Source organism: Romboutsia sp. 1001285H_161024_C4 (genome assembly GCF_015550185.1).
GTDB lineage: Bacteria > Bacillota > Clostridia > Peptostreptococcales > Peptostreptococcaceae > Romboutsia_C > Romboutsia_C hominis.
In genome coordinates this window covers 173,380-191,258 of the sequence record NZ_JADNAJ010000001.1, presented here as the reverse complement: position 1 = coordinate 191,258, position 17,879 = coordinate 173,380, and the positions used below count along the sequence as shown (strand labels likewise).

At 28.4% G+C, this 17,879-nt stretch carries 17 protein-coding genes; 2 read left to right on the top strand and 15 right to left on the bottom strand.

Translation table 11 applies throughout. From position 1 onward, the window contains the following. Positions 1-81: 81 nt before the first annotated feature. Positions 82-513, bottom strand: a complete 432-nt coding sequence (dut, locus tag I1959_RS00985) for a dUTP diphosphatase (RefSeq protein ID WP_166504962.1) — start codon at positions 511-513, stop codon at positions 82-84. Between the two features lie 93 nt (positions 514-606). Between dut and I1959_RS00980 the strand changes: the two genes are divergently transcribed. Both I1959_RS00980 and I1959_RS00975 read left to right on the top strand, forming a co-directional pair. Continuing rightward, a complete protein-coding gene (locus I1959_RS00980; protein ID WP_195236854.1) occupies positions 607-1,236 on the top strand; it encodes a hypothetical protein in 630 nt (209 codons plus the stop codon). Positions 1,237-1,322: 86 nt separating this feature from the next. Next, positions 1,323-3,503 (top strand): DNA topoisomerase, encoded by a 2,181-nt coding sequence (locus I1959_RS00975; protein WP_195236853.1) that lies wholly within the window; start codon positions 1,323-1,325, stop codon positions 3,501-3,503. 145 nt (positions 3,504-3,648) lie between these two features. Here I1959_RS00975 and I1959_RS00970 read toward each other — a convergent pair whose 3' ends face one another. The 14 genes from I1959_RS00970 to ybeY form a co-directional block, all read right to left on the bottom strand. Beyond that, positions 3,649-3,897 carry a zinc ribbon domain-containing protein gene (locus I1959_RS00970; RefSeq protein WP_092927011.1) on the bottom strand — a complete coding sequence of 83 codons (249 nt, stop codon included), beginning with the start codon at positions 3,895-3,897 and terminating at the stop codon, positions 3,649-3,651. Between the two features lie 318 nt (positions 3,898-4,215). Then, the gene (gene ppdK / locus I1959_RS00965; protein WP_195236852.1) at positions 4,216-6,840 is read right to left on the bottom strand and encodes a pyruvate, phosphate dikinase; all 2,625 of its coding nucleotides are present in this window, start codon (positions 6,838-6,840) and stop codon (positions 4,216-4,218) included. Positions 6,841-6,989: 149 nt separating this feature from the next. Further along, on the bottom strand, positions 6,990-7,826 hold the full coding sequence (locus I1959_RS00960; protein WP_092927015.1) for a pyruvate, water dikinase regulatory protein: 837 nt from the start codon (positions 7,824-7,826) through the stop codon (positions 6,990-6,992). Positions 7,827-7,836: 10 nt separating this feature from the next. After that, positions 7,837-8,475, bottom strand: coding sequence for a helix-turn-helix transcriptional regulator (locus I1959_RS00955; protein ID WP_092927017.1), 639 nt, complete (start codon positions 8,473-8,475; stop codon positions 7,837-7,839). Positions 8,476-8,848: 373 nt separating this feature from the next. Further along, positions 8,849-10,915, bottom strand: coding sequence for a glycine--tRNA ligase subunit beta (glyS, locus tag I1959_RS00950; RefSeq protein ID WP_195236851.1), 2,067 nt, complete (start codon positions 10,913-10,915; stop codon positions 8,849-8,851). Position 10,916: 1 nt separating this feature from the next. Beyond that, complete coding sequence (gene glyQ, locus I1959_RS00945; protein WP_092927021.1) at positions 10,917-11,792, bottom strand: glycine--tRNA ligase subunit alpha; 876 nt, start codon at positions 11,790-11,792, stop codon at positions 10,917-10,919. Positions 11,793-12,000: 208 nt separating this feature from the next. Continuing rightward, positions 12,001-12,636 carry a DUF4342 domain-containing protein gene (locus I1959_RS00940; RefSeq protein ID WP_242871345.1) on the bottom strand — a complete coding sequence of 212 codons (636 nt, stop codon included), beginning with the start codon at positions 12,634-12,636 and terminating at the stop codon, positions 12,001-12,003. Further along, positions 12,629-13,402 carry a DNA repair protein RecO gene (recO, locus tag I1959_RS00935; protein WP_092927023.1) on the bottom strand — a complete coding sequence of 258 codons (774 nt, stop codon included), beginning with the start codon at positions 13,400-13,402 and terminating at the stop codon, positions 12,629-12,631. Before recO ends, I1959_RS00940 begins: the two co-directional genes overlap by 8 nt. Further along, the gene (locus I1959_RS00930) at positions 13,368-13,523 is read right to left on the bottom strand and encodes a YqzL family protein (RefSeq protein ID WP_092927025.1); all 156 of its coding nucleotides are present in this window, start codon (positions 13,521-13,523) and stop codon (positions 13,368-13,370) included. The genes recO and I1959_RS00930 overlap by 35 nt, the downstream gene beginning before the upstream one ends. 72 nt (positions 13,524-13,595) lie before the next feature. After that, complete coding sequence (mgtE, locus tag I1959_RS00925; RefSeq protein WP_166504957.1) at positions 13,596-14,975, bottom strand: magnesium transporter; 1,380 nt, start codon at positions 14,973-14,975, stop codon at positions 13,596-13,598. A gap of 14 nt (positions 14,976-14,989) precedes the next feature. Further along, positions 14,990-15,880: a GTPase Era gene (gene era / locus I1959_RS00920; RefSeq protein WP_092927029.1), complete on the bottom strand. Its 891-nt coding sequence runs from the start codon at positions 15,878-15,880 to the stop codon at positions 14,990-14,992. A 28-nt stretch (positions 15,881-15,908) separates the two neighbouring features. Then, positions 15,909-16,322, bottom strand: coding sequence for a cytidine deaminase (gene cdd / locus I1959_RS00915; RefSeq protein ID WP_092927031.1), 414 nt, complete (start codon positions 16,320-16,322; stop codon positions 15,909-15,911). A gap of 344 nt (positions 16,323-16,666) precedes the next feature. Beyond that, positions 16,667-17,383 carry a diacylglycerol kinase gene (locus tag I1959_RS00910; protein ID WP_092927033.1) on the bottom strand — a complete coding sequence of 239 codons (717 nt, stop codon included), beginning with the start codon at positions 17,381-17,383 and terminating at the stop codon, positions 16,667-16,669. Positions 17,384-17,387: 4 nt separating this feature from the next. Further along, positions 17,388-17,849 carry an rRNA maturation RNase YbeY gene (gene ybeY / locus I1959_RS00905; protein WP_092927035.1) on the bottom strand — a complete coding sequence of 154 codons (462 nt, stop codon included), beginning with the start codon at positions 17,847-17,849 and terminating at the stop codon, positions 17,388-17,390. Positions 17,850-17,879: the final 30 nt, after the last annotated feature.

Below are 17,879 nucleotides of genomic sequence, written 5' to 3'. Positions count from 1 at the left end.
ATCTTATATATCATTTTTAGCTTATAACAAATTGGCATAAAAAAAGAACCTTAAAATAAGGTTCCTTTAAATAAATATAGTCTAATATCCAGTTGATCCAAATCCACCATTTCCTCTTTCAGTGTCATCTAAATCATTAACTTCTAATATATTTATATCATATATAGGTTTAACTACCATTTGAGCTATCTTCATGTTTTTATTTACTGTGAAATCTTCTTTACCATGGTTTATAAGTATTACACCTATTTCGCCTCTATACCCTTCATCTATAGTTCCTGGCGTATTTAGTACTGTTACAGAATGTTTAAGTGCTAATCCACTTCTTGGTCTAACTTGAGCTTCTGTATTTTTAGGAAGTGCTATACTTATTCCTGTTTTTATAAGTCTAGATTCTGAAGCAGGAATAACCACTTCTTCTATAGAATATAAATCCATACCAGCATCTCCCTTGTGGGCGAAATTTGGTATTATTGCATCATCATGTAATTTCTTTATTTTTAATGTATACATTTTAATGTCTCCTTTTATAATTTAATTAAGGGTTATTTTAATATTGTATTAAAATACATTAAATTTAAAATACTAATTCTAGGAGGAACAAATATGAATTTATTACATGCCCCTTGGATGAAAAAAAAACTTGAGGTTATTTACAATAAGAGTATAAACGGTAATCTCTATATTATGTATAATGATATTAAATTTTTAAATTATACTCCAACTACAACTAGTATTTTGATTAATCTATTAGAAGATTATAACATAAATATAGACATAAATAATAAACTTTATCTATATTTACCATTTAACTTAAATATCTTTTTAAAAGATTTAATAATTAATCTAAAATCACTATATGAAAATAACTTATATATAATGCTCTGTGGATATAGTGAAGAATTAAATAATTTAAATCAAGATAATACTTTAAGTAATATTTATTATAAGTATCCAGAACTTAAAGGTCTTATTGATTATTTATTAATTACTGATAAATCAAAATGCTATGAAATATTTACAGCACTATATGATACACAAGGTATTTATATAAGTCCAGATTCATCTTTAACTATATCTTGTGTTACCTTAAATAAACTATGTGATTTAGAGGTAAGTGACTACAACCACATCTCTTTTGTTGAGATAATAGATAATGAAGATAGCAACTATTATTTTAACTCATATATAAAGGGACTTACTAATCATAATAATAATTTTAACTATTATTTATAAAAGACTGCCTTGCAGTCTTTTATTTTTTTATGATAATATATTTAAGTTACAAATGTAGTATTTAAGCACCTTGAAAGGAGTTTTACATGAAACTTATACTAGCAGAAAAGCCATCTGTGGCTAAAACTATCGCATCTTTTTTAGGAGCTAAAACTCGTCTTGATGGTTATTTTGAAGGTAATGGATATATAGTTACTTATGCTGTTGGGCATTTGGTGAGTCTATATGATGTCAAAGACTATGATAAAGATAAATACTCTGGTTCTTGGAAAATGGCTAATTTTCCATTTATTCCACCAGAAAAGTTTAAGTTCAAAGTAGATAGTTCTAAGAAAAAGCAATTTAATACAGTAAAAAAACTGTTACATAGAGATGATATTGAATATGTTATAAATGCAACAGATAATGATAGAGAAGGAGAATTAATTTCTTTTTTAATATTTTTATTATCTAAGAACAAAAAACCTGTAAAAAGAATTTTAGTAAACGAATGGACACCAGAAGATATAACTAGGGGTCTTAATAATTTAAAAGATGATAATGAAATGAGAAATTTACAATCAGCAGGTTACACTAGACTTATAACTGACTGGCTAATAGGTATAAATTTTACATCAGTTGCCACATTAAAGTATGGTAACGGTAAACTACTAAATATAGGTCGTGTAATACTACCTACAGTCAAATTAGTTTATGATAGAGATATGGAAATTAAAAATTTCGTACCAAAAACCTACTATGAAATAGAAGGAAATTTCAAATGCCAAAATGGAAAATATAAAGGTAAGTATATAAAAGGAAAAGAAAGTAAATTTGATACTATAGAAGATGTTAATAAAATTATTAATAGCATAACTTCTAATCAAGGTAAAATACTTGATAAAAAAGTTACAATGTCTAAAGAATATGCACCTAAACTTTTCAGTTTAACTTCACTACAAGGATATATAACTTCTAAACATGCTAATTTCACTTCAGATAAAGTTTTAAGCGTGTGTCAGTCTCTTTATGAGGGTAAAGGTAAGGGTGGTTATATTACTTACCCTAGAACCGATTCTATTTATTTAGAAGAAAGTTTAGCAACTAAAGTGTCTCAAGCTTTAGATAAATTAAAGGCAACAGTTCCTTATAGTGACAAAATCAAATTTACTAAAACTAAAAGGGTTTTCGATTCTTCTAAGGTAGATAGCCATAGTGCAATAATACCTACTTATATAATACCTACTAATCTAACACCTGATGAACTTATAGTATATAACGCCATCAAAGATAGATTCATAGCAAACTTTATGCCTCCTGCAGAATATGAAAATACTGAAATTAAAACTGATGTAGATAAAAATATATTCTTAACTAAGGGTAAAGTACTTAAAACTAAAGGATACTTAGAAGTATACAATAAGGAAGAAAAAGATGATTTACTCCCTATGGTAAATAAGGATGAAATAGTTGATGTCATAGATATTAAACCGATAACTAAACAAACTACACCACCTAAGCCTTATACAGAAGATACCTTACTTAAAGCTATGAAAAATTGCGGTAAAAATGTACCTGATGATGATACTACAGTTTTATCGGGTTATTCAATAGGTACATCTGCTACTCGTGCTGATGTATTAAAAAAGATATCACAAGTAGGATATGTTAATAAAAAAGGTAAGTCTTATTCTGTAACTGATTTAGGTAAAAATTTAGTTGAAATATTCCCAGTAAAAGAGCTATTTGATGTTGATTATACTGGCAAATTAGAAAAAAGTCTAAGTGATATTCAAAAAGGAACTTTCACTAGAAAAGAGTATTTAACCAATATATTTAACTTTATATATAAAAATGTTGAGCTAATAAAACATGATAGCCCTAAAAGCATAAGTACAGAAAATTATGTTTATAATCCTAAAACTAAAAAATTTACTAAAAATATATCTAATACTAAATCTTCTAATAAAAGTGGTGCTAATAATGATTCTCCTTCAAATGAATCTCTTGGGAAATGCCCTATATGTGGTGGCGATGTTGTTGAGATTCCTAAAGGATATATATGCAACAACTACAAAGAATGTAAATTTGGTATATGGAAAAATGATAAATTTCTAGAATTTTATAAGAAAAAACCTAACAAAACAATGGTTAAAGGTATATTAAAAAATGGTCAAGCCAAAGTTAAATCACTAACAAGTAAAAATGGTACTAAATTTGATGCTATACTTAAATATTCCAAAAAGGCTAATGGTTACTTTGGATGGGATATTGAAATAGAAAAATAATTACTTAAGTGTAACTAATATATAATAATTTACATACTTATATATTAATAAATGTTTTCTTTTCATGTATTAAGTCCTATCTTAAAGAAACCAATTTATGTAAACTTCAATTCTTTCCAAATAAAGGTTGCTCTAAATGCAACCTTTATTCTTTTTCATTTAGTTTATCATCTATTTTACATCTTGCCATTTTTATAAATTCTGTTAAAGTATAATTTTTTAACTTACAGCCACATTTTGGGCAATATTCAAACTTTTTAGATACTAATGCTCTGCAACTTGTTTCTGGGCATCTTATTTTTTCGTTTACTTCTGATACTTTTAGCCCACATCTAGGGCATATACTTCCTGGTCTTGATGATACTTCCTTTGAGCATCTTGGACACTTAATCATACAATCTCCTCCTTACTTATTTATACATCTTATAAGTACATTAGTATATTGTATGATAAATTTATTTTACTGTGATATATGTTAAAATCATATTTTAGTTAGTATGATTAAATCATATCATTTTTAGTATCTTCGCAAAGCTCTTTACTTGCGCTAATTAAAAAACTATGCATAAAATTTGTATTTTGTTTTCTAATAAATTTATATAGTTTGCATCTATATTGTTAATAATTATAATAAGGCATTAGTGTGTATAAAAATACAGGTTTGTGATATAATCACAAACCTGTATTTTTATAGATATTTTATTAAATTTATTTATTTTTCATTTTTTATTACTGCTTGTGCTGCTGAAAGTCTAGCTATTGGTACTCTATATGGTGAACAAGATACATAGTCTAATCCAGCTTTGTAACAAAACTCTATTGATGAAGGTTCTCCACCATGTTCTCCACATATTCCAAGCTTTATATTTGGCTTAACGCTTTTACCTAGTTTAGCTCCTAGCTCTATAAGCTTTCCTACTCCTCTTTGATCTAACACTTCAAATGGATCTTTTTCTAGTAACTCTCTATTTACATATTCGCCTAAGAATTTACCTGCGTCATCTCTTGAATATCCAAATGTCATTTGCGTTAAATCATTAGTACCAAAGCTGAAAAAGTCAGCTTCTTTAGCTATTTCATCTGCTGTTAAACAAGCTCTTGGTACTTCTATCATTGTACCTATTGTATAATCTATTTTCATATTTTCTTTTTCTAATATATTATCTATCGTTTCTTTTATATCTTCTTTTATAACTTTTAATTCTTTAGCTTCTCCAACTAAAGGTATCATTATTTCAGGCATTACTTTTATACCTTCTTTAGTAGCTTCTATTGCACCATTAATTATTGCTTTAGCTTGCATTATATATATCTCAGGGAAAGTTATAGCAAGTCTACAACCTCTATGCCCAAGCATTGGGTTAAATTCATCTAGATCTACTATTCTTCTTTTTATTTCACTAACTGAAACTTTCATTGACTCTGAAAGGCTTTTTATAGTTTCATCATCATGTGGTAAGAATTCATGTAGTGGTGGATCTAATAATCTTATGTTTACAGATTTACCATCCATTACTCTAAATATATCTACGAAGTCTTTTTGTTGCATTGGAAGTAATCTTTCAAGTGCTACTAGTCTTTGTTCTAATGTTTTAGAAAGTATCATCTCTCTTACTGCTGGTATTCTATCTTCGTCAAAGAACATATGCTCAGTTCTACATAATCCTATACCTTCGGCTCCAAACTTTATGGCAGCCTTAGCATCTCTTGGATTATCTGCATTAGTTCTTACCATTAAAGATTTATATTTATTTGCCCAATTCATTAATTTTTCGAAATTTCCAGTTAAAGATACTTCAGTTTTTTCTACCTTACCTATATATACACATCCACTAGAACCATCTAAAGATATATATTCTCCTTCTTTTATAACTACATCTTCAGTTCTTATTTCCTTGTTATACTCATCAACCTTTATGTCTGAACATCCTGCTACACAACATTTACCCATTCCACGAGCTACAACTGCTGCATGAGATGTCATTCCACCTCTTGCTGTAAGTATACCTTCTGCACATACCATACCTTCTATATCTTCAGGTGAAGTTTCAAGTCTTACAAGTATTGATTCTTCTCCCCTATTTTTAGCATCTACTACATCTTCTGCATTAAAGTATACTTTTCCACAAGCAGCACCAGGTGATGCTGGAAGTCCTTTTGCTATAACTATTGCTTCATTTAAAGATTTACTTTCAAATCTAGGATGAAGTAATTGATCTAATTGCTTAGGCTCAATTCTCATTATAGCTTCTTTTTCATTTATTATACCTTCTCCTACTAGGTCTACAGCTATATTTATAGATGCACCAGCTGTTCTTTTTCCACTTCTAGTTTGTAATATATATAATTTTTCATTTTCTATAGTAAATTCTATATCTTGCATATCCTTGTAGTGATTTTCAAGTATAGAAGTAATTTTCATAAATTCATCATAAGCCTTTGGCATCACTTCTTTTAGTGAAGATATGTCCTTTGGTGTTCTTATACCTGCAACAACGTCTTCACCTTGTGCATTCATTAAAAATTCTCCAAATATTTTATTTTCACCAGTTGAAGGATTTCTAGTAAATGCTACTCCAGTTCCACTAGTTTCTCCCATGTTTCCAAATACCATTGATTGTATATTTACTGCTGTTCCTAAATCACTTGGGATATCATTTAATTTACGATATACTATTGCACGTGGATTATTCCATGATTTGAATACTGCTTTTATAGCTAACATTAGTTGTTCTTTTGGATCTTGTGGGAATTGACTTTTTATTTCTTTTGTATATATTTCTTTATATTTTTTTACTAATTCTTTTAAATCTTCTACATTAAGTTCTGTGTCTAAAGTGTATCCTTTAGCTTCTTTTATTTTATCTAGGGCATTTTCAAATTTATATTTTGGTATTCCCATAGCTACATCAGAAAACATTTGTATAAATCTTCTGTAACTATCATATGCAAATCTTTCATTTTGAGTAGAATTTGCTAAAGCTACTACACTTGTATCATTTAAACCTAGATTAAGTATTGTATCCATCATTCCTGGCATTGAAAATACTGCACCAGAACGAACTGATAATAATAGAGGATTAATTTCGCCTCCTAATGTTTTTCCTTGCTTTTCTTGTAATTCTTTAAGCTTTTCTTCTATTTCATTTATTATATTATCACTTATAGTCTCATTATTTTTGTAATAATCATTACAAGCATCTGTGCTTATTGTAAAACCTTGTGGTACTGGTAGACCTATATTTGTCATTTCTGCTAAGTTAGCACCTTTACCACCTAAAACATATCTCATGTCTTTGTTACCTTCTTCAAAACTATAAACATATTTAGCTTCCATTATTTAACCCCCATCATTTTGTATTTTGGTTAGTTTAATATAATTAGCCTTTATGCATCTTAGTTAGTTTAATATAAGGTTTTATTTACTATAAATAACTTGTATTAAATTAACTAAGATGTTTTTAAGGTTTTTCTCTTTAAATTTAACTATCTATCACTATCTTTGTATATGTTTAATCCATTTTCTTTGATAATATCAAGAATTATTCCAGCTGTTTCTTCTATTGCTTTACTTGAAACATCTATTACTGGACATCCTATTTTTTTCATGACTTGTTCTGAGTAGTCTAATTCTTGTAGTATTCTATCTAAGTTAGCATAGTTTGCATTACTTGATAGTCCTAATGCTTTAAGTCTTTCTGCTCTTATTTGATTTAACTTCTCTGGAGTATTAGTAAGTCCTATTATTTTTTTATTATCTATTTCAAATACCTCTTTAGGTATAGGTATTTCTGGAACTAAAGGTACATTTGCTACTTTTATGTTTTTGTTTGCTAGATACATACTAAGTGGTGTTTTAGAAGTTCTAGATATCCCTACTAAAACTATATCTGATTTAAGTATACCTCTTGGGTCTTTACCATCATCATACTTTACTGCAAACTCTATAGCTTCTACTCTTTTGAAATAGCTTTCATCTAACTTTCTGATTATACCAGGCTCTCTTTTAGGTTTCATTTGAGTTTTATTTGCTATTTCTTTTAAAATTGGTGTCATTAGGTCTATATTACTTAAATTTTCTTTTTCACAGAATTTTTTAGTAACATTTAAAAGATTTTCGTCTACTAATGTATATACTATTATAGCATCTTCACTTTTTCCACCTTCTAAAATTTCTAATAAAAAGTTTTCATCCATAACATATGGGAATCTTCTTATTTCACACTCTTCACTAATTTTAAATTGAGAAATAGCAGCTTTTGTTACTTGTTGCGCAGTCTCACCTACTGAGTCTGATATAACATATATAATTAAATTTTTCATTTATTCCTCCTTAATTGTCAGCTAATTCTAGGAAAAATTTTGTTATATTAGTCTTAGATATCCTTCCTACTACCCTTAAGTTGTTTTTGTTATTTTCATCACGTTCAACAACAGGAATAGAATCAACTTCGTGTTCTATTATCTTTTTAGCTGCCAATACTATATCCTCATCTTGATTTATAGTAACTATGTTGGGCATCCTAGTCATTATCATGCCTATTGGCATATGATTTATATCACTAGCACCTATAGTAGCTTTAAGTAGATCTTTTCTAGAAACCACTCCACATAGTATGTCGTCATTATCTATTATGAATATACTTCCTACATCTGATAAGAACATATTGACTATAACTTCATATATACTCATATCTTTTTTTACTAATACAGGTAAACTCATGATGTCTCTTACTTTTTTGTCTTTTATGTTATTGCCTATTAAATTTAATTCGCTAACTCCAGAGTAAAAATATCCAACTTTAGGTCTTGCATCTAATATTCCTGTCATAGTTAATATGGCTAAGTCAGATCTTAGTGTAGCACGAGTTACGTTTAAATGAGCAGCAATGGCTTCACTTGTTATAGGCTCATTCTCTTTTACTATATCAATTATCTTTAATTGTCTATCATTAAGTTGAATAATAGTCACCCTCTTCCTTATGTGCTATACTTTATATTACTTTTTCTTTATATAGTATATTATATACCCATATATATGTAATTGTAAATCTTTTTGTTATACAATTCGCATACTTTTTATTATATTTATTATATACTATTTATTCTTTTGTATATATTAATGGTTTATATACTAAATAATGTAGCTAAATTGTTTATACTAAATCTATTATAATATAACATTGTATATATTAAATAGTTTTAATATATATTATTGATATTTTTTTAATTATTTTAATATTTATTATTTGTATTTTTTCCAAATAAATTATTTTGAATCTTTTTAGGAAAATGTTATTTAAAATAATATAGGGACTAAAAGTGTCCTCTTAGCCCCCGATATATTATTTATAAACTATTTTTGATAAATCACATATACTTAACATTGTATCATATATTTGTTTTAAAAGTCCTAGTCTATTGTTCTTTATAGCTTCATCCTTATCCATTACCATAACAGAATCAAACATATTATCTATTGATGGTCTTAGTGATGCAAATGCATCTAATGACTCACTATATCTCTTTTCACTTAATAAAGATTTTACGCTTTCTTTAACATTTTTAAATTCATTGTATAAAGCCTTTTCAGCATCTTCTACTAATAACTCTTCCTTCACTTCGCTAGAAGTAGCTTTTTGAGCTAATGTAGAAACTCTATTAAATGCTGTTAGCATTTCAACTAACTCATCTTTTTGTAGCCAATTATTAAGTTCTTCTGCTCTTATATACATATCACTTACATTGTCTATGTTTGCACTTAATACTGCATCTATAACATCATATCTTATTCCTAGTTCTCTAAATAAGTTCTTGATTCTTTCATTGAAGAATTCCATCATTTCATTAGCTACAGTTTGCTTGTCAAATTCTAAGTTTGTATAATTTTCTAAAGATATATCAACTAATGATTTTAGACTTATATCTAACTTTCTATCCATTAGTATATTTATAACACCTAATGCTTGACGTCTAAGTGCATATGGATCTTGAGATCCTGTTGGATGTATTCCTATTGCAAAAAATCCTGCTATAGAATCTAATTTATCAGCTATAGATAAAGCTATACCAGCATTAGTTTGTGGAAGTATATCTCCTGCAAATCTTGGTAAATAATGTTCAAATATTGCTTCACTAACAGCTTCATTTTCTCCACCAACTTTTGCATACTCTCTTCCCATTATCCCTTGAAGTTCAGTAAATTCAAATACCATTCCTGTTACTAAGTCAGCTTTACATAATTTAGCTGCTCTTTTAGTATCAGCTTCATCTTGACTTAATCCTAATAAATCAAGTATCTTAACGCTTAATTTTTCTATTCTTAAAGATTTGTCATAAACTGTACCAAGTTTAGCTTGGAATACAACACTCTTTAATTTTTCTATGTAACTTTCTAAGTCTTTTTTAGTGTCTTCTTTGTAGAAGAATAATGCATCTGCAAGTCTTGCTTCTAAAACTTTTTCGTTACCTTTTTTAACATTCTCTATTTTATAGTCATTACCGTTTCTTACAGCTATAAAGTTTGGTAATAATTTCCCATCCTTTAATACTGGGAAATATCTTTGATGTTGCTGCATTGGAGTTGTTACAACTTCTTTAGGAAGTTTAGCGTATTCTTTGTCAAACTCTCCATAAAAAGCTGTTGGATATTCAACTAAATGAGTTACTTCTTCTAGTAAATCTTCGTCAAATTCAATTTCTCCACCTAAAGTGTTAGCAACATTTATGCATTGTTCCTTTATTATAGCTTTTCTCTTATCTTGATCTAATATTACGAAGTTTTCTTCTAATTTAGTTAGATAATCTTCTAAAGAGTTAACTTCAAATTCACTTTGTCCTAAGAATCTATGTCCTTTAGTTACATTTGAAGATATTATACCTTCTAAGTCTATTTCTAGTACCTTATCATTTAGTAATGTAACCATCCATCTTATAGGTCTAGCAAATCTCATGTTTTTTCCACCCCAACGCATAGCCTTAGGGAATACTACCATCTTAACTGCTTGTGGTAATATAGTTTTTAATACTTCACTAGTCTCACAACCAGCTTGTCTTATTGTTCCAAATATATATTCATCTTTTCCAACAGTTTTAAATATTACGTCTTCTTCTTTTAAACCTTTACTTTTCATAAATCCAAGTGCTGGCTTTGTGAAATTTCCATCAGCATCTATTGCTATTTTTTTAGATGGACCTTTTACTTCTTCTTCTAAATCAGTTTGCTTATCACTTATACCTTCAACTATAAACGCTAATCTTCTAGGTGTTCCATAAGCTTTTATATCATCAAATTTTATTCTATTTTCGTTAAATAATTTTGTTAAGTTACCTTTGATTTGGTCTAATGTAGAACTTACAAATCTTGATGGTAATTCTTCAACTCCAACTTCAAATAAAAGATAGTTATTCATATTATTTTCCCTCCTTTATAAGCGGGTATCCCATTTCTTCTCTTTGCTTAACGTAAGCTGAAGAAACATTTCTAGCCATTGTTCTAACTCTTCCTATAAATGATGCTCTTTGACTTACTCCAACAGCTCCTCTAGCATCTAAAGTGTTAAATGTATGAGAACATTTTAACACATAATCGTATGCTGGTATTACAAGTCCTCTTTCTATAAGTCTAGTAGCTTCTTTTTCATATGTATCAAATAAATTAAATAACATATCTGCATCACATTCTTCAAATGCATATACAGAGTTCTCATATTCAGCTTGTCTAAATACATCTCCGTAAGTTAACTCATCATTCCACATTAAGTCATAAACACTATCTACTTCTTGTATATACATAGCAAGTCTTTCTAGTCCATATGTTATTTCTCCAGTTTCAAGTTCACACTCTATACCTCCAACTTGTTGGAAGTAAGTAAACTGAGTTATTTCCATACCGTCTAACCAAACTTCCCATCCAAGTCCCCAAGCTCCAACTGTAGTTGATTCCCAGTTATCTTCAACAAATCTTATATCATGTTCATTTGGATCTATACCTATTTCTTTTAAACTATTTAAATATAATTCTTGTATGTTATCTGGTGATGGTTTTAATATAACCTGGAATTGATGATGTTGATAAAGTCTATTTGGATTTTCCCCATATCTACCATCCGCAGGTCTTCTTGATGGCTCTACATAGCAAACCTTCCAAGGCTCTGGTCCTAATGATCTTAAAAGAGTATTAGGGTTCATTGTACCTGCACCTTTTTCAACATCATAAGGCTGCATCATGATACATCCTTGCTTTGCCCAATAGTTTTGCAATGTAAGTATCATATTTTGGAAATTCATATGAATACCTCCTATAAATTTTTAATTTTATGTATATTGTTAAAACTATAATTTTTAGTTTAAGTCTTATTATAAGTTTTAAAATATAAATTCCTATATGCTTAACAAAGCCTTTCGAATTAACGAAAGGCCTTTAGTATATTTCAACTTTTAGAATAACAAATACTTGAATTTTTGTCAATCTTATTGAAAAATCATAATTTTATCTCTATTTGTTGTTATCTAAATTTGAATTGTCATATTCATTTATAAGCTCATCTGTTATGTCTTTGTCGTCTTTTTTGCTTTCCACTACAGTATCTTTTATCCCTTTAGCAGTATTACTTAGCATTTGCTTTAACATACTTAACTTTTCTTCATTTAATTCCCCTAAATCAACTATTGAACCATCTTGTTCATTTTGAATCATTATGTTATATTTTCCTATAACTGCAGCTGAAAGTCCAACTAATGTTACCAATGGACCAAGTGCTAAACCTACTACTCCTACTGTAAGAGGTATATTCATTATATTTTTACCATTTTTTTCTACTATAACTCTTATGACGCTACTTTTTTGAAGTAAATCTTTTACTTTATTTTTAAGTTCTTTCATATCTTCACTATCTTTTGAAAATACTTGTTCTACATTCTTTTTAACCTTTTTACTTTTACCACTAAAGCCTATCTGTCCTTCTAGAGATATTATCGCTTCTATAACATCTCCATTAGTTTTTGTTAATGCACTTTTAGCTTGTTCATACGTAGCACCTGGTACTCTTTGTATAACAGCATCTAGTTTTTCTATTGTAATATTTTCATTCACCATTATCCACTCCCTTATAATTATTCTAAACTTACTCATTCAAATCTTCTTTTGAAGATTTTTTCATTTCTCTTAACATGTATAAAGATTTTTGATTTATATTATCTACATGTACCGCTAAGTATTGTTTTAGTATTTTTTCTAGTTCATATATGATATATTTAGATACTTTAGCTTTGGAACATCTTAATATATCGTTTGATAATATATATTCCATTAATTTTAACGTTGTTACATCTATACTTATGTTGTCTTGTACATTTTCACTACAACTACTACATAATGCTCCACCTTCGTATACATTAAATGCTGGTGATTTTAAGTCTCTAGTACCACATATTGAGCACCTGTTTATTATTGGTCTAAGACCTATATAATCTAAAAATTTTAATTCAAATACATGTGTTACAAATTTCTTGTCTACATCAACTTGAGTATATAGATATAAAGTTTGTGCAAGTAGTATAAATAACCTATTGTTAGTTTGATTTTCTAAGGTTGAGTTTTCTACTAACTTAGTTATATAGGTAGCATAAGAAAATGCATCTATATCGTAGGATATATCATAAAAACTTTTTATAATATCACTTTGACTTACCCTATACATACTTCCTTGTTTTCTTAATGTATAATTACAATAAGCAAAAAGCTGCGAAGATGAAAGTAGAGCGCTCTTGTTTTTTTTAGCTCCTTTTGCTAATGCTGATACTTTTCCAAGCTTTCTTGTAAATAGAGTTAATATAACATCGTTTTCTTCATATCTTACTGCCTTAAGTACTATCCCCTGGGTGTTCAATACTATCATAGTCTGTTTCTATCTCCCTCATAGTTTCTACTTCTTCATTTAGTGTTTTATAATCTTTTAAATATAAATAGGCTTCTATATTGCCTGTCTTTTTAAAAATTTCCCAACATAAATTGTTCATTTTTAAAAAACCCCCTTCTTACAGTTATATTTATATTTTAAGTAAGAAGAGGGTAAATCATACATTAACTTATTAAACAATTTTTGCCAAAAGCAAAGTTGTTATCATTAAATATATAGCAATTCCTACTATATCAAGAAGTGTTGCTATTATTGGTGCTGATATTATTGATGGATCAACATCCATTTTTTTAAATAAAAATGGCATAAATGCACCTATCATAGCTCCAACTATCATGTTTATAAATAGAGATAAGGATACTACTAACACTATATCTATGTCCCTCATAAATATAAATATTACTATTCCTATTAATATACTACATATTATTCCTGTTATAAGACCTACCATACCTTCTCTTATAACATTTTTAAATTCTAAATCTTTATTCGAAAGAACCATAACAGCAAGTGCTGATGACTGTGTTCCAATGTTTCCTCCCATACCTATAACAACAGGTATAAAAAATACTAAAGATGCATAAGTTGGGTTCATTATAAAATCTAAATTAGAAAATATTACCATAGATAATAATCCACCAAGTAAAGTTATTATAAGCCATGGAATTCTCGCTCTAACTGATGATATTATTTGTTCTTTTGATGTTGGATTAACTTTTTCTACAAAGTCTCTTTCTTGTTCCGAAGTACCTGCAAATTTATACATATCTTCACTTGCTTCTTCTTCCATAACATCTATTATATCATCTACTGTTATTATTCCTTTAAGTCTTTTTTGTCTATCTATTACTGGTATTGCTATTAGATTATACTTAGATACTAATCTTACAGCCTCTTCTCTATCTTCATCTACATATACAGATATTATGTTTTCACTCATTAGATCTTCTATAATGCTAGAATCTCTAGCTGTTATTAACTCTCTTAGAGATAGTACTCCCACTAGCTTTTCAGCATTATCAACTACATATATATAATATATTGTTTCTGCTTCCTCAGCATGACTTCTCATATGTTCAATTGCTTCTTTAGCAGTCATGTCTTTATTTACTTCTATGTATCCAGTGGTCATTATACCACCTGTAGACTCTTCTTCATATATTAAAAGTTCTTTTATATCATCTGCATCTTCTTTACTTAGAAGTTCCATTATATTTTCTATCTCGCCTTCTTCAAGCTGACTTAAAATATCTGCCATATCATCCAAAGACATTAATTCTAAGATATTTTTTCTATGATCAATATCTATCTTAGATAAAGTACTACTGAAAAACTGAGCATCACTTTCTTCTAATATAGATGCTGCTACATCAAGGGGAAGTACTTCAAATAATTTTATTTTCATATCTTCCTCTAAATGTTCCATAATATCAAAGATATCAATTGTATGATATTCTTCTAATAATTCTCTTAATTCTAGTATTTTATTATTTTCAATTAAACTCTTGACTTCGCCCAACAAATCCTGGGAAGCATCCTGTTTCCTATCCATATAATCCACCTTTATTATTTATCAGTATATCCAAAGTTACTCACATAATTTTGTAAGTTTCTCCAGTTTTCTTTTACCTTTACCCATAATTGAAGATTTGCCTTAGAACCTAATAATAGTTCCATATCTTCTCTTGCTGATTTCCCTATACCTTTTAATTTTCTTCCATTCTTACCTATTATTATACCCTTATGAGATTCTCTTTCACAATAGATAACAGCTGATATATCAACAATTTCTTTATCTTTTCTTGATTTCATTTTTTCTATTTCAACTGCAACTCCATGAGGAACTTCATCATGAACATAGTGTAATACTTTTTCTCTTATAAGTTCAGCTACTAACACTCTTTCTGGTTGATCAGTTATCATGTAGTCTGGGAAGTACTTTGGTCCTTCTTCTAAGTAAGTTTTTATTACTTTTATAAGCTCTTTTATGTTTCTTCCCTTAAGTGCTGATATTGGCACTATTCCTTTAAACACATTTTCTTTGTGATACATTTCCATTAATTCAAATAGTTCATCTTCTTGTAATTGATCTATTTTGTTTAATACTAATATAACTGGTCTCTTTACATTTCTTAATTCTTCTATTATTTTTCTGTCTCCAGGTCCTATCTTTTTAGAATCATCCACAACAAATAATACTAAATCAACATTTTTAAATGCATCAGTTGCTGATTTAACCATGAATTCTCCTAATTTATTTTTAGGTTTATGTATACCTGGCGTATCTAAGAAAACTATTTGAGCTTCTTCATCCGTATATACTGCTTGTATTGTATTTCTTGTAGTTTGAGGTTTATCACTCATTATAGCTATTTTTTCTCCAACCACATTATTCATTAAAGTAGACTTACCAACATTTGGTCTCCCTACTATACTAACAAATCCTGATTTAAACATATAAATGTCTCCTGTCTTTTCTTTTGTTTTATTTATGATTATCTACAAAGTCTATTCCTGAGAAATAGTGAGGAACTAACTCTTTTATAGTTGTTTCCTTTATAGTTCCTTCAGAATAACCTGTTATTATTCTTATATCTAACCCAAATTCTATTATAACCTGTCTGCATATTGCACATGGGTATGTTGATTCATTTTTTTCAGAGTTATCACTAGCTACTGCTATTGCTTCTATATCTCTATGTCCTTCTGATATAGCTTTAAATATTGCTGTTCTCTCAGCACAGTTAGTAGCTCCAAAAGATGCACACTCTACATTACATCCTGTGAATACTTTTCCATCTTTAGTTAAAAGAGCTGCTCCAACTCTAAACTTTGAATATGGAGAATAAGAATGTTTTCTCGCTTCTTCTGCTATTTTTAATAATTCTTTATTATTCATAATATATGCCTCCTGATATATCTTATAAGTCTATATTATAAAATATATATAATAAATATTCTTATTTCCGTATTTTATATTTAATATATTTATTTAGTACCTTACATTATAACACAAAATTGATAATTTAAGACTTATTTTTTAATAAAATACTCTTAATTTGAGTACTTTAATATATATTTTATATTATTTACAATATATTTTTGTATCTGCCTAATTTCTGCTTTTTAATTCAATATATCTATTAATATAATCAATATACATAACTTACTCATAATATAGGTAGTTAAAATGAAATATAAAAAGAGCCTCCCTAAAAAGATTAAAAGAAGACTCTTATATATTTAATAAAACCATCCTATTTGATATACTGCTAACCCCACTAAAACTCCTAATATTGATCCTGCTACTGTTTCCCAAAATGTATGTATCTTTCCTTCAATTCTACTTTGTGCAACTAAAAACGCCATTAAATATGATAGCGTGGATTGTATAAGTCCACCTGTCATCATAGTTATCATTGTAGCCATTGCAAATGCTAATGCTGAATGTCCGCTTGGCATTCCACCTTTTAGTGGTGTTCCTGTATTTGTCAAGGTTTTTACTACTACAACTGCTATTAAAACTACTACTATACATATTAAAGTTATATGAAGTTCTGACCTTCTTATAGAGTTTATCAAGTTTTCAGCCGGTTTTGATATTTTATCATAAAACACTAAATAGCCTACTACAACTGAATTTAAAGTAGCTATTAATACTCCTCCAGCTGCTACGTCTTTTGATATTTTAGCTAATGGATGATGTTCTTCTGTTACCATGTCTATAGCTTTTTCAATAGCCGTATTAAACATTTCTGATATTACAACTAAGCTTATAGCCATAATTAAAGCTATCATCTCCATTCTAGAAGGCTTAAAAAACATACTAGCTACGAGTACTATTACAGCAACACAATAATGTATTTTCATATTTCTTTCTGACTTAAATGTATATAATATACCTTCTATAGCTACATTAAATGCCTTAACTATCCCCTGACGTTTTTTTGTCCCCTTCATAAACTTACTCCCTTGTTATACTTAACTTATTTAGTATATGCTCTTCCTTTTGTCTCATTTCTTTTGTATTTTCGTCAGTATCATGATCATATCCTAAAAGATGGAACATGCTATGACATACTAAAAAACATACTTCTCTTTCAAAGCTATGATTGTATTCTATACTTTGTTCAAAAGCTCTTTCTAAAGATACTACTATATCACCTAGTGATTTTTCTTCTAATTCTATATCAAAATCATCTTCACTTATCATTGGAAAAGATAACACATCTGTTGGTCTATCAATCCCTCTAAATTGCTTGTTTAACTCATGTATTTCTTTGTTGTCTACAAAAGATAAACTAACTTCATAATCATCGTCATATCCTTCATAGTCCAAACATTCTAATATGATATCTTTTATTTTCTCTATTAATTCTTCACTTATGTCCATTTTATCTTGTCTATTATCCATTATTAATTCCATTTTATTCACTTCTTCCTTAGTTATTTTCTT